This window comes from Brumimicrobium sp. (assembly GCA_023957385.1).
GTDB lineage: Bacteria > Bacteroidota > Bacteroidia > Flavobacteriales_D > Crocinitomicaceae > Brumimicrobium.
Genome location: JAMLGZ010000002.1, coordinates 37,913 through 60,537, shown reverse-complemented (window position 1 = coordinate 60,537; position 22,625 = coordinate 37,913). Strand labels below are relative to the sequence as shown.

19 protein-coding genes are annotated in these 22,625 nt (G+C 35.0%); 10 read left to right on the top strand and 9 right to left on the bottom strand.

What is annotated here, in order from left to right; translation table 11 throughout:
- Nucleotides 1-20 precede the first annotated feature (20 nt).
- The gene (fabF, locus tag M9897_11595) at nt 21-1,271 is read left to right on the top strand and encodes a beta-ketoacyl-ACP synthase II (protein MCO5269523.1); all 1,251 of its coding nucleotides are present in this window, start codon (nt 21-23) and stop codon (nt 1,269-1,271) included.
- Nucleotides 1,272-1,277: 6 nt separating this feature from the next.
- Nucleotides 1,278-1,997 carry a ribonuclease III gene (gene rnc / locus M9897_11590; GenBank protein ID MCO5269522.1) on the top strand — a complete coding sequence of 240 codons (720 nt, stop codon included), beginning with the start codon at nt 1,278-1,280 and terminating at the stop codon, nt 1,995-1,997.
- Here the strand turns inward: rnc and M9897_11585 are convergent.
- Nucleotides 1,994-2,698, bottom strand: a complete 705-nt coding sequence (locus M9897_11585; protein MCO5269521.1) for a phosphatase PAP2 family protein — start codon at nt 2,696-2,698, stop codon at nt 1,994-1,996. The genes rnc and M9897_11585 overlap by 4 nt on opposite strands.
- 214 nt (nt 2,699-2,912) lie before the next feature.
- Between M9897_11585 and rimP the strand changes: the two genes are divergently transcribed.
- From rimP to infB, 3 genes are all read left to right on the top strand, one after another.
- Complete coding sequence (rimP, locus tag M9897_11580) at nt 2,913-3,398, top strand: ribosome assembly cofactor RimP (protein ID MCO5269520.1); 486 nt, start codon at nt 2,913-2,915, stop codon at nt 3,396-3,398.
- Nucleotides 3,399-3,405: 7 nt separating this feature from the next.
- Nucleotides 3,406-4,641 carry a transcription termination factor NusA gene (gene nusA / locus M9897_11575; protein ID MCO5269519.1) on the top strand — a complete coding sequence of 412 codons (1,236 nt, stop codon included), beginning with the start codon at nt 3,406-3,408 and terminating at the stop codon, nt 4,639-4,641.
- Between the two features lie 64 nt (nt 4,642-4,705).
- The gene (gene infB / locus M9897_11570) at nt 4,706-7,366 is read left to right on the top strand and encodes a translation initiation factor IF-2 (protein MCO5269518.1); all 2,661 of its coding nucleotides are present in this window, start codon (nt 4,706-4,708) and stop codon (nt 7,364-7,366) included.
- A gap of 72 nt (nt 7,367-7,438) precedes the next feature.
- Here the strand turns inward: infB and M9897_11565 are convergent, their stop codons facing one another.
- Nucleotides 7,439-10,405, bottom strand: a complete 2,967-nt coding sequence (locus tag M9897_11565) for an amidohydrolase family protein (GenBank protein ID MCO5269517.1) — start codon at nt 10,403-10,405, stop codon at nt 7,439-7,441.
- Between the two features lie 144 nt (nt 10,406-10,549).
- Here M9897_11565 and M9897_11560 point away from each other — a divergent pair, with 144 nt between their 5' ends.
- The 4 genes from M9897_11560 to M9897_11545 are packed head-to-tail and all read left to right on the top strand — an operon-like array spanning nt 10,550 to nt 14,636.
- On the top strand, nt 10,550-12,070 hold the full coding sequence (locus tag M9897_11560) for a hypothetical protein (protein ID MCO5269516.1): 1,521 nt from the start codon (nt 10,550-10,552) through the stop codon (nt 12,068-12,070).
- A complete protein-coding gene (locus M9897_11555; protein ID MCO5269515.1) occupies nt 12,070-13,575 on the top strand; it encodes a hypothetical protein in 1,506 nt (501 codons plus the stop codon). Before M9897_11560 ends, M9897_11555 begins: the two co-directional genes overlap by 1 nt.
- A gap of 6 nt (nt 13,576-13,581) precedes the next feature.
- A complete protein-coding gene (locus M9897_11550) occupies nt 13,582-13,779 on the top strand; it encodes a hypothetical protein (GenBank protein ID MCO5269514.1) in 198 nt (65 codons plus the stop codon).
- An 11-nt stretch (nt 13,780-13,790) separates the two neighbouring features.
- Nucleotides 13,791-14,636 carry an ATP cone domain-containing protein gene (locus tag M9897_11545; GenBank protein MCO5269513.1) on the top strand — a complete coding sequence of 282 codons (846 nt, stop codon included), beginning with the start codon at nt 13,791-13,793 and terminating at the stop codon, nt 14,634-14,636.
- Here the strand turns inward: M9897_11545 and M9897_11540 are convergent.
- The 6 genes from M9897_11540 to M9897_11515 are packed head-to-tail and all read right to left on the bottom strand — an operon-like array spanning nt 14,633 to nt 19,542.
- Nucleotides 14,633-15,559, bottom strand: coding sequence for a mevalonate kinase (locus M9897_11540; GenBank protein ID MCO5269512.1), 927 nt, complete (start codon nt 15,557-15,559; stop codon nt 14,633-14,635). The genes M9897_11545 and M9897_11540 overlap by 4 nt on opposite strands.
- Before the next feature lies 1 nt (nt 15,560).
- Nucleotides 15,561-16,565, bottom strand: a complete 1,005-nt coding sequence (gene mvaD, locus M9897_11535) for a diphosphomevalonate decarboxylase (GenBank protein MCO5269511.1) — start codon at nt 16,563-16,565, stop codon at nt 15,561-15,563.
- Nucleotides 16,562-17,467 (bottom strand): GYDIA family GHMP kinase, encoded by a 906-nt coding sequence (locus tag M9897_11530; protein ID MCO5269510.1) that lies wholly within the window; start codon nt 17,465-17,467, stop codon nt 16,562-16,564. The genes mvaD and M9897_11530 overlap by 4 nt, the downstream gene beginning before the upstream one ends.
- 8 nt (nt 17,468-17,475) lie before the next feature.
- A complete protein-coding gene (gene nadD, locus M9897_11525; protein MCO5269509.1) occupies nt 17,476-18,093 on the bottom strand; it encodes a nicotinate (nicotinamide) nucleotide adenylyltransferase in 618 nt (205 codons plus the stop codon).
- Nucleotides 18,090-18,671, bottom strand: a complete 582-nt coding sequence (gene gmk / locus M9897_11520) for a guanylate kinase (GenBank protein ID MCO5269508.1) — start codon at nt 18,669-18,671, stop codon at nt 18,090-18,092. The genes nadD and gmk overlap by 4 nt, the downstream gene beginning before the upstream one ends.
- Before the next feature lie 4 nt (nt 18,672-18,675).
- Complete coding sequence (locus tag M9897_11515; GenBank protein ID MCO5269507.1) at nt 18,676-19,542, bottom strand: YicC family protein; 867 nt, start codon at nt 19,540-19,542, stop codon at nt 18,676-18,678.
- A 173-nt stretch (nt 19,543-19,715) separates the two neighbouring features.
- Between M9897_11515 and M9897_11510 the strand changes: the two genes are divergently transcribed.
- On the top strand, nt 19,716-20,555 hold the full coding sequence (locus M9897_11510) for a DUF2911 domain-containing protein (GenBank protein ID MCO5269506.1): 840 nt from the start codon (nt 19,716-19,718) through the stop codon (nt 20,553-20,555).
- A 334-nt stretch (nt 20,556-20,889) separates the two neighbouring features.
- Here M9897_11510 and M9897_11505 read toward each other — a convergent pair whose 3' ends face one another.
- Nucleotides 20,890-22,614 carry a sodium:solute symporter gene (locus M9897_11505; GenBank protein MCO5269505.1) on the bottom strand — a complete coding sequence of 575 codons (1,725 nt, stop codon included), beginning with the start codon at nt 22,612-22,614 and terminating at the stop codon, nt 20,890-20,892.
- Nucleotides 22,615-22,625: the final 11 nt, after the last annotated feature.

Here is a 22,625-nt window from a genome sequence, read left to right as displayed (position 1 = left end):
TCACTAAACTTAGGTTTTGCATGGAATTAAAACGAGTTGTTGTAACAGGACTTGGTGCCCTCACTCCCATTGGAAATAACATTGAGGAATTTTGGAAAGGATTACTTTCTGGAAAAAGTGGTGCCGCCACTATTAAACAATTTGATGCATCTAAATTTAGAACACAATTTGCTTGTGAAGTTAAGAATTTCAATGTAGAAGATTTCATTGATAAGAAACAAGCTAGGAAATTAGATCCCTTTGCACAATACGCCATGGTTTCCGCAATGGAAGCCATGGCTGATTCTAAATTAATGGAATCTGATCCTGACTGCAACCGCATTGGAGTAATCTGGGGGTCAGGAATCGGAGGGTTACATACCTTCCAAGAAGAGTACGATGAATTTATCAAAGGAGATGGAACGCCAAAGTTCAACCCTTTCTTTATTCCAAAAATGATTGCAGATATTGCCGCAGGTCATATCTCAATTGAATTTGGGTTAAGGGGACCAAACTATGTGACTGTTTCTGCTTGTGCTTCCTCTTCCAATGCTATTATTGACGCTTACAATACAATTCGTTTAGGTATGGCTGATGCTGTTGTGACGGGAGGATCTGAAGCTGCAGTAACAATTATGGGGGTTGGTGGTTTTACAGGAATGCGTGCACTATCCATGCGAAATGATTCTCCGGAAACTGCTTCTCGTCCATTTGATAAGGATAGAGATGGTTTTGTTTTAGGAGAAGGTGCTGGTGCGCTTATTCTTGAAGAATATGAGCACGCTGTAAAAAGAGGAGCTAAAATTTATGCAGAAGTTGCAGGTGGTGGTATGTCAAGTGATGCTTACCATATTACTGCACCTCATCCAGAAGGAATTGGGGCTAGCAACGTAATGATTAATGCATTAAAAGATGCTAATCTTCAACCAGAGGACATTGATTATGTAAATGTTCATGGTACTTCAACTCCACTTGGAGATATCGCTGAAACTATAGCTATCAAAAAGGTGTTTGGAGAACATGCTTATAAATTAAATATCTCCTCTACCAAATCTATGACAGGTCACTTATTAGGTGCAGCAGGTGCTATAGAAGCAATTGCGTGTATCCTTGCAATTGACAATAGCATAGTTCCCCCAACCATTAATCACTTTACCGACGATCCTGAAATCGATAACAAACTCAATTTTACGTTTAATAAAGCACAAGAGCGAATTGTCAATGTGGCACTATGTAACACTTTCGGATTCGGAGGACATAATACCTCAACCATATTTAAAAAGTTAAAGTAGTATTACGTGATACAATGGTTTTCTTTTAGAAGGCAAGTAAAAAATCCAAACGATTTAAAACTCATACGATTCCTAATTAAACATTTTGGTTATCGCCCGAAGGATATTGAACTTTTTAAAAGAGCTTTAACACATAAATCTATAGCCAATACACATGAAGGAATGATACCCAACGAACGCTTAGAGTTTTTGGGTGATACCATATTAGATGCTATTATGGCTGATTTTCTCTTTCACAAATTTCCACATGAAGATGAAGGGTATCTTACCAAAGTAAAATCAAAAATTGTAAGTAGAGCCTCTCTAACCAATATTGCACAATCCATGCATTTAGCGGATCATCTGATTTATCAAAAAGGAAGAAATATTCGCGTAGAAACCCTAGAAGGAAATGCTTTAGAAGCAGTTATAGGTGCTATATATTTAGATGGTGGATATGACGAGACAAAGCGTTCTATCAATAAATACCTATTAAGACTCCATGTGGATTTACCTACACTACTTGAAAAAGAAATTGATTTTAAAAGTAAATTATTTATTTGGTGTCAGAAAAATAAATTAAATATAGAATTTCGTCCATTGAAAGAAGAATTGCTAGGAGATTCTTGGAATTATGAAGTTGAAATATTTATTAATTCTGTCCCTTATGGAAGAGGATCAGGTTCTTCTAAGAAAAATGCAGAGCAAGCTGCTTCTAAAGAAACACTCGATTTAATAGGTTCTTAAAAAGAATGCTCATAAATAATAGGTGGTGTATCTAAATCCACCCCCTTTTTCTTTCCCCTAAACATAGGGTCAATCACATACGGTTTTAACCAATAGGCAATTCTTGTACATAAGAAACCAATGGCTGCTCCACAAACCACGTCAGATACCCAATGACGATTATTAAATACACGTAATACCCCAACGGTACTAGCCACTAAATATCCTGAAACGCCAATCCATGGAGAAGTTTGCCAATATTCAGTACGTAGCCATTCAGCAAAAGCAAAAGAAGTAGCTGTATGCCCAGATGGAAACGAATTACGAGAAGAATTATCCGGGCGCATCTCTTTCACAGTGTATTTTGTTATTTGAGTTGCCCCTAATAGTAAAACCGAATTAAATGCAAAGGTAGAAACGCTTTCCCAAAAGGGATACTCTCCTTTTACCCCCGACAATTTTAATGCTAGGACAGATACTCCAGGTGCGTATTGAATATAATCATCCACACGCGTATGAAAACCGGTATGTCGTGTAAGCACTCTTTCTCGTGTTTGGAAATTCCATTCTCTTAACGGACTTGGATTCAATGCTATAACACCATAAGTGATTCCTAAAACAGGCACTGCTGCCTGAAAAACAGTAGAAACTATCTTGTGTGGCTGCACAGCATAAGGATTAGGAAGATTAGAGGATGTATGAGTATTGTTTAACGAAAACATCGCTATATTTCTCTGTGCATTACCCAGTTGAAATATCATTAAAAAGAAACAAATTAGCTGAATTTTCAATTTCATAATCGCCTAAAACATATACTTACGCAAAAAAAAATATTGCGTTATTTTCGTGAAAGATAAAAAAAAGCTTTATATTTGCACTGTTTTACGAGTAAAAAGATAGAACGAGGGGACGAATAGTCCCCTCTTTTTGTAAAGTATGTTGGAAAAAAAGAAAATAGAAACATTGGCGTTAGAGCGTATGAATGAGTTAGATACTGACTTATTTATCGTAAGTCTATCCCTATCAGCAAGTAACGCAATTCATTTAGAAATTGATAAAATGAATGGACAAGTTACTATTGATGATTGTGTATCTGTTTCTCGCAATATCGAGCATAATTTAGATCGTGAGACAGAAGACTTTGAATTAGAAGTTTCATCTGCTGGATTAGATCAGCCTTTACGTGTTATCAAACAATATATAAAAAATATTGGCCGAGAAGTAAAGGTAGTACTTATAGAAGGAAATAAAGTACTAGAAGGAGAACTCATCCAGGCAGATGAAAAGGGAATTGTTCTCAAAACAGCTTCTAAGGAATTGGTTGAAGGAAAAAAGAAAAAGGAATTGGTTGTTCGTGAGATTGAGCTTCCATTTGACAAAATAAGAGAAACAAAAATTATAATTTCATTTAATAAAAAATAGGTAAACTATGGATAGTTTAAATCTAATTGAATCTTTTACAGAATTCAAAGAATTCAAAAGCATTGATCGTCAGACAATGATGCGTGTGTTAGAGGATGTATTCCGTTCTATTTTAAAGAAAAAATATGGAACTGATGAGCATTGTGATATCATTATCAACCTTGATAAGGGCGATTTTGAAATTTGGGTTAACAAAGAAATTGTACCAGATGGAGAAGTAGAGGATGAGAACATAGAAATCGCATATTCTAAAGCTGTGAAAATTGAACCTGATTTTGAAGTTGGGGAAGAAGTGTCTGAGGAAATTAAATTTGAAGATTTTGGAAGAAGAAATATTCTTTCTATTCGCCAAAATCTAATTTCTAAGATTATGGAATTAGAAAAAGACCAGCTTTATAAACTTTATAAAGATAGAATCGGTGAAATTATGACAGGAGAAGTTTATCAAGTTTGGAAAAAAGAAATTCTTATCTTGGATGATGATGGCAATGAATTGATTTTACCAAAATCTGAGCAAATTCCTTCAGATTACTTTAAGAAGGGAGAACCTATTAGAGCAGTAGTAGCTAAAGTGGACATGCGTAATAGTACTCCAGTGATTATATTATCTCGTACAGCTCCAGAATTCTTAGAAAGATTATTTGAATTAGAGGTTCCGGAAGTATTTGATGGATTAATTACTATTAAGAAAATTGTACGTGTACCTGGAGAAAGAGCTAAAGTTGCGGTTGAATCTTATGATGATAGAATTGATCCAGTAGGAGCATGTGTGGGTATGAAAGGATCTAGAATTCATGGTATTGTACGAGAATTGCGTAATGAGAATATAGATGTGATTAACTATACAAACAATATTCAGTTGTATATCCAAAGAGCATTATCACCTGCAAAAATATCTTCTGTAGAAATTAATGAGGAGGAAAAGAAAGCAGATGTATATTTAAAAAATGATCAAGTTTCTTTAGCAATTGGTAAGGGAGGATTCAATATTAAATTAGCTTCTCGTTTAACTGGATACGAAATAGACGTTTATAGAGAAGGAGCTGAGGATGTTGAAGACGTTGATTTAGAAGAATTTGCAGATGAGATTGACAGCTGGATCATTGATGAATTAAAAGCGATTGGTTGTGACTCAGCTAAATCTGTATTAGAATTAAGCATAGAAGAATTAGTACACAGAACAGACTTAGAAGAAGAAACTGTGAAGGAAGTACTTAAAATATTATCTGCAGAGTTTGAATAGATAAAAAGTAATCTTAACTTAGATAATTTAGAACCCAAATAGAAATAGGACGTAAGAGAGATATATGGCCAGTAACATTAGATTAAGTAAAGCAGCAAAAGAATTAAACGTAGGGATTTCTACGCTCGTTGAATTTTTATCTTCAAAAGGTATTGATGTGGTTTCTAATCCAAATACCAAATTAGAAGATGAACATTATGAAATTCTGAGGAATGCTTTTGCTGCTGATCAGTCACTTAAAGAAGAAGCTGAGAAGAAAGATATCAAGAGAGAAAAAAGACAGACTATTTCTATTAAAACAGAAGAGGAAGAAAGTGAATCAGATGTTCCTGAGATCACTGAAACAGACACTCCTACACCTGTTGAAACAAATGAAATTAAAGTTGAGGAAGAAATAATAGAGGAGGATGTTAAAAAAACAGGACCTAAAGTTATTGCTAAAATAAATTTAGACGAGTTAAATCCTAAAACACGTCCAGCTAAGCAAGAAGAAACCCCAACTCCAGAAACTCCTAAAGAAGAACCTAAACAAGAGCCAGAAACTCCTAAAGAGGGGCCTGTTCATGTTAAGGAGGAAGAGCCTAAGAAGGAGGAGGATAATTTTATTCGAGTTAAGACGCAAAAATTAACAGGGCCAAAAGTATTAGGATCCATTCAACTGCCTATAGAAGCAGAAAAGAAACCTAAAGAACATGATTCTGATAATAAGCGTAAAAGGAAAAGAATCAAAAAGGTTGATGTAAAAGAACAACCTGTTAAGAAAGAATTCGAAAAGAAAGGAGGTAATCCTCATGCAAAAAAGAAGTTTGAACCAAAGCAAGAGATTTCTGAAAAAGATATTGAAAAGGAAATTAAGGAAACATTGGCAAGACTTTCTAGTCAAGGAACCAAGTCAAAAGGTTCTAAACTAAGAAGAGAAAAACGTCAATTCATTGCTGAAAAACGTGAAAAGGAACTAGAAAAAGAAAAATTAGAAGAATCTATCTTAAAGATTACCGAATTTGTTACGGTTTCTGAATTAGCTGCCATGATGAATGTACAAGCTACTGAAGTAATCTCTGCTTGTATGTCCTTAGGTATTTTCGCTTCTATCAACCAACGATTAGATGCAGAAACTATTCAGATTGTTGCCGATGAATTTGGATTTGAAGTGGAATTTGTTTCTGCTGATGTACATGATGCAATTCCTGTAGAAGAAGACAAACCTGAAGACTTAGTCTCTCGCCCACCAATTATTACAGTAATGGGACACGTTGACCACGGTAAAACTTCACTACTTGACCGAATTAGAAAGGCAAATATTGCTGATGGTGAGGCTGGAGGTATTACTCAGCACATTGGGGCTTATTCTGTGAAGATAAAAGATAGAATTCTTACTTTCCTCGATACTCCAGGTCACGAAGCATTTACCGCAATGCGTGCACGTGGGGCTCAGGTAACTGACGTTGCTATTATCATTGTTGCAGCAGACGACCAAGTGATGCCTCAAACAAAAGAAGCTATTGCTCACGCTCAAGCAGCAAATGTTCCTATGGTATTTGCTATCAATAAGATTGATAAACCAGGAGCTAATTCAGATAAAATTAGAGAGCAACTATCTGGCATGAATATTCTTGTTGAAGACTGGGGTGGAAAATATCAAGTACAAGAGATTTCTGCTAAACAAGGTTTACATATTGAAGAATTATTAGAAAAAGTAATATTAGAAGCTGATCTTTTAGATTTAAAAGCTAATCCTAAGAAAAATGCAATAGGTACCGTTCTTGAATCTTCATTGGATAAAGGAAAAGGCTACATAACAAATATGCTTGTTGAGTCTGGAACTTTACATATTGGAGATATTATCTTAGCTGGAAAATATACAGGTAGGGTTCGTGCTATGCTTAATGAAAAAGGTCAACAGCTAAAAGAAGCACCTCCTTCAACTCCAATATCTGTATTAGGTATCAATGGAGCGCCTAGTGCCGGAGATAAATTCTACGTAATGGAGGATGAAAGAGAAGCAAGAAGTATTGCAACTAAGAGAGATCAATTATCAAGAGAACAAGGTTTACGTACTCAAAGACACATCACTCTTGACGAGATTGGAAGACGTTTAGCTATTGGTGACTTTAAGGAATTAAACTTAATTATCAAAGGTGACGTGGATGGTTCTATTGAAGCACTTTCTGATTCCTTATTAAAACTGTCAAATGATGAAATCGCTGTAAATATTGTACATAAAGGCGTAGGTGCAATCACTGAGGCTGATGTTAACTTAGCTTCTGCTTCAGATGCAATTATCGTTGGTTTCCAAGTTCGTCCTACAACAAATGCTAAGAAATTGGCAGAGGAAGAACAAATTGATATCCGACTATACTCTATCATCTATAAAGCAATTGAAGAATTAAAAGATGCCATCGAGGGAATGCTTTCTCCAGATATCAAAGAAGAGATTGTAGGTACAGCAGAAGTGCGTGAAACATTTAATATTACAAAAGTGGGTACTATTGCTGGATGTTTTGTAACCTCTGGATATATCAAGCGAACTTCACTTATCCGTATCATACGTGACGGTATCGTTATTCACGAAGGCACCTTAGGTTCTCTAAAGCGTTTCAAAGATGACGTGAAAGAAGTGAAAAACAATTATGAATGTGGATTAAATATAGAAAAATTCAATGATATTAAAGAAGGAGATATTATTGAAGCATACGAAGAGAAAGAAGTAGCAAGAAAACTATAATTTCACATCAATACATTAAAAAGTAAATTCCAACAGTCTGTGATTGTTGGAATTTTTTTATGAAATATCATCCTATCTTTTACCTATCATTCGTTGAATGATACGCGCTTTTTCTTGTTGAATACGCATAAATTCGTTAACAGTTTGACTCGCATCATAGAAAAGTATTCCATCAATAAATGTTTTAACTACTTTGGCTTGGGTGGTTAACGGATTGGCAGACCAAATTACAATATCTGCATCTTTACCTTTTTTTAAACTTCCCATTCTATCATCTATATGCAATAATTTCGCTGGGTTTAACGTAACCATCTTCCACGCCTCCTCTTCTGTCATACCTCCATATTTAATAGTCTTAGCAGCTTCTTGATTTAATCTTCTTCCCAATTCTGCATCGTCTGAACTAATGGATACAGTCACTCCTTGGCGGGACATAATTGCTGCATTATAAGGAATCGCATCTTTTACTTCGTACTTATATCCCCACCAATCAGAGAATGTACTTCCTCCAGCTCCATGTTGTGCCATACGATTTGCCACCTTGTATCCTTCTAAAATATGTGTAAAAGTATTTACTTTAAAGCCAAAGGTATCAGCCACATCCATTAGCATGGTGATTTCACTGGCAACATAACTATGACAAGTAATGAATCTCTTTTTATTCAGTATTTCAACCAATGTTTCTAATTCTAAATCAACAGCAGGTGGCAGTATATTATTCTTTTTAGCTTTTGTGGAAGATAGCTTGTTATATGCTGTCCATCTATTTTGATACGCTTTCGCCCTTGTAAATGCATCCATCAAGAGTTGCTCTACACCCATTCTTGTTTGAGGAAAACGTTTAGTTTGTGCATCACCCCAATTACTTTGCTTTACATTTTCTCCTAACGCAAATTTTATAAACTTAGGTGCATCTGAAACCAACATATCCTGAGGAGAAAACCCCCATTTTAATTTAATGATAGCGGATTGACCTCCTATTGGATTAGCAGAGCCATGTAATAGTTGAGAGACAGTAACTCCACCTGATAATTGTCTATAAATATTAATATCATTATTGCGTATAACATCTTCAATTCTCACTTCTGCTGAGTTAGCCTGTCCACTTTCATTAACTCCCTTTAAGATAGCTATATGAGAATGTTCATCGATAATTCCTGAAGTAATAAACATTCCTTTGCAATCTATCTCTTGTGTTCCTGCAGGAATAAAGAAATTCCCTGAACCCACGAAATCTATCTTCCCATCTTTTATAATTACCGTTCCATCCTTTATTACACCTTCCTTTTCATTTGTCCAAAGCGTAGCATTACGTAAAGCATACGTTTTTTCTTCTGGTAATTTTGTAAATCCATACGCCATATTCGGAAACCACACTTTCCCTAGATTTAAGGTATCTATTTCAATCTTTTGGGCTGTATTCTTATCTGTAAACTTTTGAAGTTGGATAGCAGACCATTTAACCCATCTGCCATCAGGCATTAACCCGCTGCCTAAAAAAGCATTCACAGTAGGACTATAATTTCCATGCAAGGAAATGCGTCCTTTATTCTCTTTGTCATTTACTTCAAAGTTTAATATTACATCTCTAAAATCGACTTGAATTTCTACTTTAAGTTTAGATGAATCTGAATGAGTATTGCTTAAGATATAACCCATAGGTTTTTCCGCCTTTCCTTTAATCTCCATCACATACGAAATGTCAGGTAAATTAATTCTATATTTACCTCGTATATCTACTCTATTTATATCCTCAAAAACTTCTCTATTCCCAACAGACCAAGACTCTACAACCTTTGCATTTTCATACTCAAAAGGGTTATTATCAAAAATGGAAAAACTCGCTAATTTACCCACCTCTAATGTCCCTAAAATACTATCTACTCCTATAATTTTTGCAGGAATAGTAGTCAACGCTGCAAGTGCATCATCTCCTAAGAGTCCTCTTCTCATAGTAAAGGTTAAATGCTCTAGAAATTCTTTAGCATCCTTTGTTCCGGAAGAGGTTATAGCAAAATCTAATTTGTTCTTTTTCAGGGTATAAAGATTAGAAGGTGCTAATTCCCACTCTTTTAACGTTTGTAAGGAAATTTTATCTACCAAATATGGATCTTCCATTCCTTTCGGAGTGTTCCAACTAATTGGCATTACCATAGGTTCTTTCCAGTCTTTAAAACTTCGTATTTCTTCGTATTCATTTCCCGAACCAATTATGATAATAGGTAAATTAAACTCTTGGGCAATCTTTTGAACTTGGATGGCTTCTAATTTATCATTTGTAAGAAAGAAGATTGGTTTATCAAGTTGTGAGGCGAGTGCGTCTAACGAAATATTCTTATCGAGCAACGATTTATTTTCACCATAATATTTAGCATCGTATATAGCTTGCCTAACAAGAGCTATTGATCCCATTAGAGAGGAAGGATAGGCTTGTCTGGAAGCTCCCTTTTCAAAAGAGAAGAATGAGGCAACATTTTCTTTTAAGATTAATTGTTCTGAGGATACCTTCCCTAAGGATACGAGCGTTCCTGTACCTCTCACAATTCCATCTGCTGCATGTACAAGGGCTACAGAGAATCCCATCTTTTGTAATTCTGTCGCTGCTTTCTCATCAGGTTTATAAAATTCACTTGCCTGAATCTCAGGATGAACTGCTTCATTCCAATAATAGGCTCCTTCTTTCCCAGTCTCTAATTGTGGATATGACATCTCTCTCACCTTCCTAAAATCCTTCACACCAATAGAGGAATTTATTTCAATAAATGAAGGTACGATTGTCTTTCCTTTAACATCGATTTCAAAAGCACCCTTAGGAATTAGGATTGTTTTACCAACTGCTTGAACTTTTCCATTTTCGATAATCAACGTTGCTTCTTTCAAGATTTTACCAGGAGCAACTAGAATAGTAGCATTCTTCAACGCATAAACCGAAGTTTGAGAAGCTTTTAAACCATTCTCAGGAAGAGGAACTTGTGAAAATAAATGCGTGGTATATAACACAAAATTCAAAAGAAAAATCCAATATATACGGTAGCTCATATCTTTTTTAAAAGTCGAATGTAATCATTTATTGTTAAATTCTGAATAGATAAATATTCCTATATTTACCTCTTCTAATTATTATTATTGAATTGGTTTAGAATTATATTATCCTTTGGGATCGGATTCCTTTCTTTTTCGAGTTTGGGACAAGAAATTTTAATCCCATTAACTTCATATTCAAAAGATAAGGCTCTCTTTGCTACCAATGAAAAGAAAGTAGTAGGTATGGGATTTTTCCCCATCAGTTATACAGAAGCTCATCTTCAATTTCCTCAAAAAGATACTGCTAAGACTAGGAACATATTTTACAGAAAATTATTTAAAGAGCATTTTGTTCATCAGGCTGGGAAAAAATTCCTTTTAGCCATTGACCCGCTACTCGACATGCAGTTTGGGAAAGAGATGCTACAACGTACTTATCCATATACCTATCAAAATACAAAAGGAGCTCAAGCACTTGGTGAAATTGGCGGTATCTTCTCTTTTTATACTGCTTTTTATGAAAATCAGGCACGTTTTGTAGATTATCAAAGTGATTATTTCATAAGTAGGGGTGAATATTATACCCAAAATGGTAACTATATCCAAGACAATGCTACTATTCCTAATGGGGGAAGAACCAAACCATTCAAAATAGGCGGTTTTGATTATGCCTCGGCCGTTAGTTATGTACGTATTAAACCTATTAAACAACTAGCAATCCAATTTGGAAATATGCCTCGTTTTTTTGGTTGGGGATACCGTTCTATGTTACTTTCTGATAATTCCTACAATTATACAAATCTAGCCATAGATATTGAAATCATTCCGGGGCTAACCTATACACTTATGCGAGGAAAACAACTCAATCTTATCCGAAAGTCTGCCACTAATATGGTAGAGTCTCCGTACGAAAGAAAAGGAATAGGGGTTCATTATTTAAGTTATAAACCCATTCCCTCCTTAGTCATTGGGCTTTTTGAATCAACCATTTATTTAAGAGACACTCCTTCAGGGACACAACGTGTGAATCCCTTATTCTATAATCCTATTATAGGGATAAATACCATTACAAAAGGGGGAGAAAGTAAGGATATGAAAAACATGATTGGGCTAAATATTGCTTGGCAGATTCATTCACAACATATGATTTATGCCCAAGCTGCTAGTGACCAATTTAAACATTTTCAATACGGTTTTCAGTTTGGTTATCGAGCAGGGAATATCTTCAACGTGCAAAATTTATTTTTCCAACTAGAAGGAAATATAGCTTCCTCAGATTTATATCGAGCAAATGATATCCGCATGAATTATACACATTTTAATTTACCTTTAGCTCATACCTTAGGGAATGGATTTAAAGAAGTACTTGTTCGTGCTAGTTACCTATGGAAAGGACTCTATGTAGAGGGAAGTGTAGTGTATTACCATGCCGATCAATTGATGAATAATAAGGTAAAACTCTTTATCCCTTCTGCAACTGACCCAAATATCTTACATCCCAACCGTGTATTGAATGGTACCTTAGAAATCGGTTATGAATTTAATCCTGCCACTCATTTACGTGTTTTTGTGATGGCAAATTACTATCAAAGGATGAGTTCTCTTGGAAATAATATCAATTACGGACTAGTATCTATTGGACTTCGTTCCACATTACGCAATAATTACTTTGACTTTTAATGCGAAAAGGATTACTTCTTATATTATTTAGTTGGGCTTTTATTGCTGTTGGACAAGAAGAGATTGCCGCTAAAGTCAATTATCTCAACTTTGATGCTTTTTACGAAAGTGATAGTTTAATTGCTGATCCTGTACTTCCTAGTATGGGCATACCTTATGCGATTGGTTGGAAGTATGGATATTTCAACCTAACCAAAGAAAATCGAAAAAATCATATCCGTATATTTCCTCTTTTAAATACAAAAGGCTCATTTAGCAATTTATATTATAATCAAGTAGCAGATCTGAATATAGGAGCTGGATTTGGTTTAGAAACAGAATTAAGTAAACATTTCTATGCCCGCATCTTATTTACTGGGAATATACTCTTCAGAGACGGTACGGGGGATAAATATACACGTATTTTTGCAAATGATTATTGGAAGTTTCCTGCTTTTAAGCAACATCTATATACGCTACAACCTCAGATTCGTTTAAGCTATACACCATACGAATTTATAAATATTCAAGCTGGAATAGATCAAAATTTCATAGGTCAGGGTAAACGATCTATGTTGCTAAGTGATTACAGCGCTCCATATCCTTTTGTTCAATTACGAACAAAAATATGGAAATTAGAAATAACCAACTTATATCAATTCTTTGATGAACAAGTAAAAGGAAAGAAAATCAATAAATTTGGATCTACACATTTCTTTAATCTAAATGCTACCTCTCGTTTTAAGATAGGATTATTCGAATCAGTTATTTTTGCAGCAAAGGATACTCTCATGAATCGTGGATATGAAGCGGCTTACCTAAATCCCTTTTTATTTTATCGCCCAACTGAATATGGACTAGGTTCTCAAGATAGGCTATTAATTGGGTTGAATACCAGTTATCAATTTAACTCATGGCTACTATACGGACAATTTGCATTTGACGATTTTGTATTAAAGGAATTAATCAAAAGGACACGTTGGTGGGCCAATAAATATAGTGGCCAAATTGGAGCTAAATGGAAACATCAAGTAAATGAAAATATTCAGTTACGTTGGTTGGGTGAACTTAATTTTGCACGACCTTTCACATACTCACATATAAATCCCTCTACCGTATATGGACATCAAGGCAATTCTTTAGCACATCCATTAGGAGCTAATTTCGTTGAAGTTTATACCGAATTTGGGATTTATATCCATTCGTTTATTATCCGTCCTGAGTTTTTCTTCACACAACAAGGAAGTAATGGTGAATATGGATATCCAAATCACGGAGCAAATATCTATTGGCCATATAACGATAAATCTTTTGAGTATGGATATAAAATTGGAGGTAATGGAAAAGTTAATCGCTATCATGCAGGAGTAGAATTTACCTATCGCATCGAAAAATTATTACGAACAGATTTCTTCTTACATTCGGGGGTGGAAATCCGTCAAATGGGGAACGCAACTAAAAATTATTTCTTTGTGATGGCTGGTATTCGTACTGCCCTATGGAATGATAGATCTTTTAATTTTTAATACAATATGAGTAAATTCAATCAACGACTAATAATATTACTGCTTACTGGAATAGCAGTGTTCTCTATGGATACCTTCTTACATCTGACGGGAGATGGATTTTTAAAATATACTGGGATATTTGTAATTATCTTTTCCTTACTAACCTTATTGATTCATGGTATCTACAAAATATCAAAACAATCGGCAAATAAAAAGCGTTAAGGTGCTATAACATGGAATACCAGAAACGAAAGATTAAAAAGCAATCCGGTGAATTAATTGATTTCGATATTAATCGACTACGAGATTCGCTGAGTCGTTCTGGCGCTTCTATAGATGAAATTGAAGAGATTATCGATAGAATTCAACCTCAAATTCACGATGGTATATCCACCAAACATATCTATAAACTTGCTCACAAATACTTAAAGAAATATTCTGGAGCTTTTGCAGCAAGATATAGTTTAAAAAGAGCTTTACGTGATTTAGGTCCCGCAGGATTTTATTTTGAAAGATGGATAGCCAAATTCTTGGAAAGCTATGGTTATGAGGCAATTACTAACCAAACCATTCAAGGAGATGCCGTAAGTCATGAAGCGGATGTTATCGCAAAGAAAGGAAAAGAATTACTCTGGATAGAATGTAAATTTAAAAACTCAACCGATGCAAAGATTCCTGTGACGACTCCCATGTATCTACTTTCGAGAATTAAAGATATTTCCACCCAAACGTATTCACTTTTTGGAGGAGATTATAAGTTCACACAAGGTTGGCTGGTTACCAATGTTTACCTAACATCAGATGCCATAGCTTTTGGAGAGTTTTATGGACTCAATATGTTATCTTGGAATTATCCTGAACGTAAAAGTATTAAGACATTGGTTGATCAAAAAGCCTTGTACCCTATTACATGTTTAACCACTCTTACCAAACGAGAAAAAGGTTATTTACTAGATCAGAATTGTATACTCATTTCCGATATTCTTAAGAATCCTGATATATTGCATAGTGGATTTATTAATCATCGAAATACATCAAATATTTTAAAAGAAGTAGAAGGTTTATTAGCTATAGATTAGAATCTATAAATCTCATCTAATTCGTGTTCGTGTAATATTTCTTGGGTTTTTTCCCAATCTTTAGTGAATCCTAGCATAAATCCTCCACCACCTGCTCCACATAATTTTAAATAATAATCACCATGTTCCAGTCCTTCTGCTAAAAGCTTTTGCATATTATGTGGGAAGAAACCGCCCATTTCCATTAATTGAAAAGAGCTTAAACTATACATAGATTTATAGAAATTATCCAGATCATTTGTCAAGAAGTTATCAATCGCCTTATTATTGTAATTTATTACATATTCATCAAATTTCTTCTTGAATCCTTCTTCACTATACATCTGCTTGAAGTTTCCAACTAAAGAGGCAGTTTGACGTGGAAGGTTTGTATTCAATAAAAAGACTACATTTTTTTTATCAGGAGAAGATTCAGGCAATTTGGCAGTTTCAATTTCTTCTGCATTTTTATAGAGAATAGGTTCATTTAAAATGATACTCAAAGGATCCAGCCCTGAACTTACACCATGAAAGTGAGATTCTAATTCTCCTAAATTAGCCTTCAATTCAAACAACTTCAATTTAACTTCATCCTTTACATTTTTTGCTTTCTTTAAATAACGTAAAACCATGGCAGCAACTATAGCACCAGAGCTACCTAATCCATAGCCTTGGGGAATATTACTTCTGAAAAACAAGCCTTGATCCAATTCTTTTTCAAATTGTTTTACCTCCAACACAAATTTTTCATTTGTTCTATTTGCTATAAATTCACAGAATCGCTTCAAATATTCATTGGATTGAATAGCATAGGCCTTGTCTTCTGCATTATCAGAAAATTCAAAACGTCCTCCATATTTTTCACATGGAATAACCAATGCTTTTCCGTTATGGAGTACTGCATATTCGCCAAATAATAATATTTTAGAATTGATTTGTTCCATGTTATAGGAAGATTCCACCTATTCCGTTTCGATCGTAAAGTATATTCTTGGTAAATGGTTTTAATTCATTAGCGATAAATAGTAACACTTTATCTTGAATAGACGATGGATATAACAAATGTATATTAGGTCCTGCATCGAGTGTAAAACAAATGGGTAGTTGGGTCTCTTGTCTAAATTGCATAACTTTTTCCATCACTTCAATGGTGTTCGGGCGAATTAACAAATAATACGCTTCCGAAGTCATCATCATTGCATGCAAAGATAAGGCTTCTCTTTCGACAATTCCAATAAATCGCTCAAAATCTCCACGCTCTAAAGTTGAAAACATTTCGATACAATGCTGGTTAGCCTGCTTAAAACGAGCTTCCGCAAAGGGATGATTTTTCATCAAACCATGCCCTACACTGCTCGAAACCTTCTTAGGAGTATCCTCAATAATCAAAATAGCATCTTGCATATCTTGAAAGTTTGGATGAATATGTTGAACAGGTGACGCATATTCATCACTTGTTCCATCTATTCCATCCAATTTACCCCACGAGGCAAAAGGGCCATAGATAGAACGACAAGCACTTCCGCTTCCTAAACGTGCCAAACGACTAATCTCTTGTGAAAAATTTTTAGTAATCCCACTAGTCTTCGCGAAAGCTGCTGCAATTGCCGCAAAAGCCGATGCTGAAGAAGCAATGCCTGTAGAATGTGGAAAGCTATTGTGGGAATTTATCTTGATGGTGTGTTGGTGTAAGAACTCTGCAAACTCAGGTTGATTTTGAAGATAAGTCAGCACACGTTGTCCAAAAGCATCATTTTGAACTCCCTCGAAAAAATATTCGAAAGTTGCATCAGCACCATTTTTTTCTATTGCTTCCAATTCTAACTCTGTATATGCATGCTGAAGTGTTAAACTTAATGATGCATTCATAGGAAGTTGATTTCCATGTTTTCCCCAATATTTTACTAGTGCAATATTGGAAGGGAATCTGACTTTCGTGCTTTTTTTCATCGTATCAATTCATTATAAGAAAGAACAGGGGAATATCCTTTGTCTTTAAAATACAATTTAGCTGCTGCAAAATCTCTGCTGGTAGCCATCACAAAATCTCCTCCCCAGGCACCCAACGATTTCACAGCATAAGGATAATCTTGAAAAAGTCTTTCCTGCACAGGTAAAACTCCTAAAATAGGTGATAATAGTTGCTCACTTTCTTGCATAAGTCTTTCCCAATCTTCAATTTTATCACATTGTTTAGCCATCCTTATAAGTGTATTCATTCGTGTAATCTGATTTTCTGAAGTTACCATATTCTTAAATTTAGCAATTTCTTTTGAACTATGTTGCTTTTGTCCAAGATAGATAAAAAGTAAATTATCTGTAATCTTTGGAGATAATGTAATAAAATCAGTGATTTTTTGAATTCTATTATAAACAAATGGTTTTACCGCTGTAGCTGCTGCAATGTCATACCCCGATCCACCAAAACTATGTTCCAATAGTGTATATGCGTCCACTCCTGACCATTGACTTAACAAAGAAATAAGCGTAGAACTAGTTCCAAAACCAAATTGACGGTTAAAATTAGTATCCCATCCCAATCTTATCTTTGTAAAGGTGTGAGTAGGTTGCAAATTTTTAATAGATTGAATCAAAGACAAAATCTTTAATGCATTATCTGCATCGGAAGTCTCTAAAAGTTCTAATTCATCAGAAAAACGGGCAAAAAACCAAGGCTGCCCTTCTTCTTTACTTTCCCAGACCAATTCATTCTCCAAAATTGGAGTGACTGTAAGTGTTTGTCCGAATTTGATAGGAATGGCTAAACTATTACTCTCTCTCAGCACCAAATATTCACCAAATAATAGCAGTTTACCCGCAGCTGAAAAGGTATGTAATGTTGATTGTCCCATATTAATAGTCATTTCTTATAAAAGTTCATATCTGTTACATACTTATAAACCGCTTCTGTAAGTAAGTAACGGACATCTTTATTCTCTTGAATAGCCTGGCGTATAAAACTGGAACTAACTTTCATAATTGGCGCATCATCACAATAAATCACATTTTTGTGTTTACTTAATTCATTATTTGGTAAATCACCTATCTGAGATACTTCTTGTTCTTCCTGAATCGTTAATACACGAGGATAAACATATAATTTATGGTTTTCGAGAATATACTCATAATTCTTCCATTTATGAAAGGTTCTTAAATTATCTTCACCCATGATAAGATGAAATTCATACGTTGGGTATTTCTCTTTTAGATATGCTAAGGTGTCTGAAGTGTAAGAAGGCTTGGGCATAGAAAATTCGATATCACATTCTCGAATATTGTCATTGTCTTCAATGGCTACTCGCACAATTGCTAAACGATGGTAATCTTCCAATAAGGAGCTTTTTTTCTTTAGAGGATTTTGAGGAGAAACAACTAGCCATACCTGATCCAAATCAGTATAATCAGCCATATAGTTGGAAATAATCAAGTGTCCAACATGGATAGGGTTAAAAGTTCCAAAATACAATCCTATTTTCATAGATTCAAATATGCTTTAACGATGCTTTCCACTTCTTGAATGGCGATATCAAGATCGTTGTTTACAATAATTTTATCGAATTTTGATTTTTGTTGCATTTCTTCTTTTGCTTTACAAAGACGAACTCGAATACGGTCTTCAGTTTCCGTTTGACGTTTTCTCAATCGTTCTTCCAAGATTTCAAAAGAAGGAGGTTCAATAAAAAAACTCAATGCATTTTCACCAAAATATTTTTTAAGGTTAATACCTCCGAATACATCTACATCAAAAATAACCGTTTTTCCTTCGTTCCATACACGCTCTACTTCTTCTTTCAAGGTGCCATAAAAATGGTCGGGATAAACTTCCTCCCACTCGATAAAAGCTTCTTCTTGAATTTTCTTCTTAAACCCTTCTATACCCATAAAATAGTAATCCTTTCCATGAATCTCACTCTCCCGAGCGTCACGGGAACATGCGGAAATAGAGAAAGATAATTGAGGAAGGCGTTTGAGCAAAGCATGCACAATAGTTGTTTTACCTGCTCCCGATGGTGCAGAAAAAATAATACATTTCCCTTTTGCCAACGATATGCTCATAAAATTATAAAGCGTTTAAAACTTGTTCTTTCACTTTTTCAAGATAATCTTTCATCTCAACTACTATCTTTTGCAGGTCTGCATGATAAGATTTACTGCCAAGTGTATTGATTTCTCGCCCCATTTCCTGAGCAATAAAACCTAATTTACGACCTACCTCTTCATCGCTTTTCATTGTATCTCTGAAATAATTTAGATGATGTTGGAGACGTGTTTTCTCTTCTGTAATATCTAGTTTCTCAATATAATATATCAATTCTTGCTCAAAACGATTTTCATCTTTTGCATCTTTGATCTTCTCGAATGATTTATTCATACGATCTCGAATAGTATCAATTCTGAGAGTTTCATATTTAGGGACTTCATTTAAGCGATTTTCGATTTCTTGTATTGCGATTGTAAAGTCTTTTTCTAATGTTTGTCCCTCATTCTTTCGGTATTGAATAAGTTTATTCAGCGCTTCGTTTAGTGTGTTTTCTAATACTTTCCATTCTTCTTCGCTTGCATCTTCTTCTTTAACTTGCATTACGTCTTGTAATCTAAAGATGGAAGTTAAGATGTCTTGCGAAGTAGCTCCAACTTGTTCAGCAATTGCTTTCATCTCTTTATAATATGCAATAGCAAGGTCTCTATTAATGCTTGGGATTTCACTTCCTTCCAAAGTTTCAATTGATACTGTACATTCAATCTTTCCTCTTAAAAGGACATCCTGCAACTTTTTGCGAATCGACAATTCATATTGTCTATAAGCAGTAGGGGTCTTTAAATAAATATCACTCCCTTTACTATTCAAAGAGCGAACTTCTACACTAACTTTTCTATTTTGGAAAGTGTTAGATGCCTTTCCATATCCTGTCATTGATTGTAACATATCAAACCTTTCGACAAAAGTAGAAAATCAAAGGGAATAAGGCGAGTTTTTGAGTATTAAAATCAATATTCTAACAAATTATTTCTACAATAAGAATATTTCTGTTTGCGAATAGTATCTTTAGACATGTTATTAAAAATCGTATCTTTGGAATTCTTTAAAATTAAAAACAAATGAAAAAATTGAAGTATTTATTAGGAGCAGTAGCAATCAGCGCAACAGCATTAGCAACTGCACAAATTCAAATGCCAGCACCAAGCCCACTAGCAACAGTGTCTCAAAAGTTTGGTTTAGGTGAAATTAACATAGAATATTCACGCCCAGTAGCTAACGATAGAAAGATTTTTGGAGAAGTAGTTCCATTTGATAAATTATGGAGAACAGGAGCAAATGGTTCTACTCAAATCACTTTCTCAGATGTAGTTACCATACAAGGTCAGCATATAAGACCAGGAACTTATGCAATTTACACCATTCCACATGCAGGCGCATGGGAGATTTTCTTATACAGTGATCTTAAATTAGGAGGGAATGTAAATAACTACGATAAAAAGAATGAAGTAGCACGTTTTAAAACAGAAACTACCGAATTAAGAGATAAGGTAGAATCTTTCACCATCAATTTGGATAATATTAAACCTACTTCTGCTAATTTGGTATTTGCATGGGAGAACACAAGAGCTAGTATTGAAATAACTACAGAGATTGATTCTCGTGTTATGAAAAGCATTGATGAATCAATGGAATCTAAGAAACCAGCTTACTTCCAAGCAGCAACATATTATTATAACAATGACAAGGATTTAAAGAAAGCATTAGTTTGGGCTGAAAACGCTGTTAAAGAGAATCCAAAAGCATATTATATGATTCTTTTAAAAGCAAAGATAGAATATAAACTTGGAGATAAAGAAGCAGGAAACAAATCAGCAATGCAAACCATCGAAGCAGCTAAAGCAGCTAGCAATGATGACTATGTTCGCATGGCTGAAGAGTTAATGAAAGCAAATAAATAAAAATAATATTAGGTTTATAAAAAAAGACTGCTCAAATGTTTTGAGCAGTCTTTTTTTATAAGTTATATAAGAATTATTTCTTGGTTGAGGTGAGGAATCTGGCACTTGGTTGGGTATAAGGTCCTCCTCTCTTGGTTGGGTATAAGGTCCTCCCTCCTTGATTGGGTATAAGGTCCTCCCTCCTTGATTGGGTATAGGGTCCTCCCTCCTTGATTGGGTATAGGGTCCTCCCTCCTTGATTGGGTATAGGGTCCTCCCCCCTGCCCCCCTCCAAAGGGGGAGTGGGGGAATCCATATTTTTCTACTGATAGCTATCGGTATTCAATTACCTGCTCTAAACTTGTCGAAGTTCCCTCTTCTCAATCTTGAAAATATCTTTTAAAACCACTGCAATCACAACCACCAACAAGCAGCCTATTACGTTAAGCCATAAGAATGAAATCACATCTGCAATATAGATTGCAATTACCAGTACTTCTGCAATTAGTGCACTATAGAAAACGGCTTTTCCACGTATTCTTTTGAAGTAAAATGCAACAAGGAATATTCCTAATATAGTTCCATAAAAGAGTGAGCCGAGAACATTCACAGCCTCAATCAAGCTACCTAGTTTACTTGCAAACATTGCAACTATAATAGAGAAGACACCCCATGCAAACGTAAACCACTTAGATGCTTTATAGTAATGATTTTCATCTTTATCTGGTACCCATGTTCGTTTGTATAGGTCAACAACGGTTGTAGAAGCTAAAGAATTGAGTGCTGCTGCTATACTTCCCCAGGCCGATAAGAAAATCATAGCTATCAACAATCCAATTAGTCCTTTCGGGAGGTTTTGTATTACGAAATAAAGGAAGATATAATTGGTATCATTCGTATCTGCGGTATAGTTTGCCTTCTTCATCAACTTTATACCCTCTGCACGAATCTCATCTGATTTATCTACACTACTTTGTAAGGCACTTTGGGCTTGTAGGATTTGCTGACTATCCCCAAAGTGAATGGCATCAACTAATTCATGCGTTTGCTGATTTCGTACAAGATTCAAAGAGTCATTTATGGTTTGTAAGTTCCGATAATCCTGGGCATATTCAGTCACCATTACTTTTTGTACCTCTTTCTGGTTAAAGAACATAGGTGATTGATAGAACAAATAAAAAACAAATACCAAACTACCAATCAATAGAATTAAGAATTGCATAGGAACTTTAACCATTCCATTAAGTAGCAATCCTATTCTACTTTCTTTAATGCTTTTTGCAGTTAGATAACGTCCTACCTGAGATTGATCCGTTCCAAAATAAGAAAGAGCTAAGAAAAAACCGCCTATTAATCCACTCCAAATATTGTATTTATCCTTCCACCATTCGGCACTAGTTACATCGATTTTGGTTTCAATCACATTGAGTTTCCCCATTTTCCCAGCTACATGAAGTGAATCTTTAAAACTAATGCCGTCGGGAAGCATATTGACTACCATATAACCAGCTAAGAACATCCCTATAAACACAATAAACAGTTGAAGTTTTTGCGTATGCGTTACCGCTTTAGAACCTCCTGTTACAGTATAAATGATAAGAAACCCTCCCATAACAATATTGGTGAGATAGATGTTCCATCCAAAAAGAGAAGATAAAATGATAGAAGGAGCATAAATACTTAAGCCGGTAGATAATCCTCGTTGCAGTAGAAATAAAAATGCAGTTAATGAGCGTGTTCGTAAATCAAATCTCCCTTCCAAATATTCATACGCTGTATAAACCTTTAATCGGTGGTAAATAGGAATAAAAGTAATACACAGCACAACCATTGCTAAGGGTAAGCCAAAATAATATTGTACAAAGCGCATTCCATCTGTATAGGCTTGTCCGGGCGCAGATAGAAAGGTAACCGCACTTGCCTGGGTTCCCATGATGGAAAGTAGAATTAGAAACCATCCTGTTGAGTTTCCTTCTTTGAAATATCCTTCTAAAGTCTTCTCAGTTCGCCCTTTATAAATACCATATCCAATGATGGCCAATAGTGTTACCACTAATATAATCCAATCTATTGCGCTCATGAGAAATATTC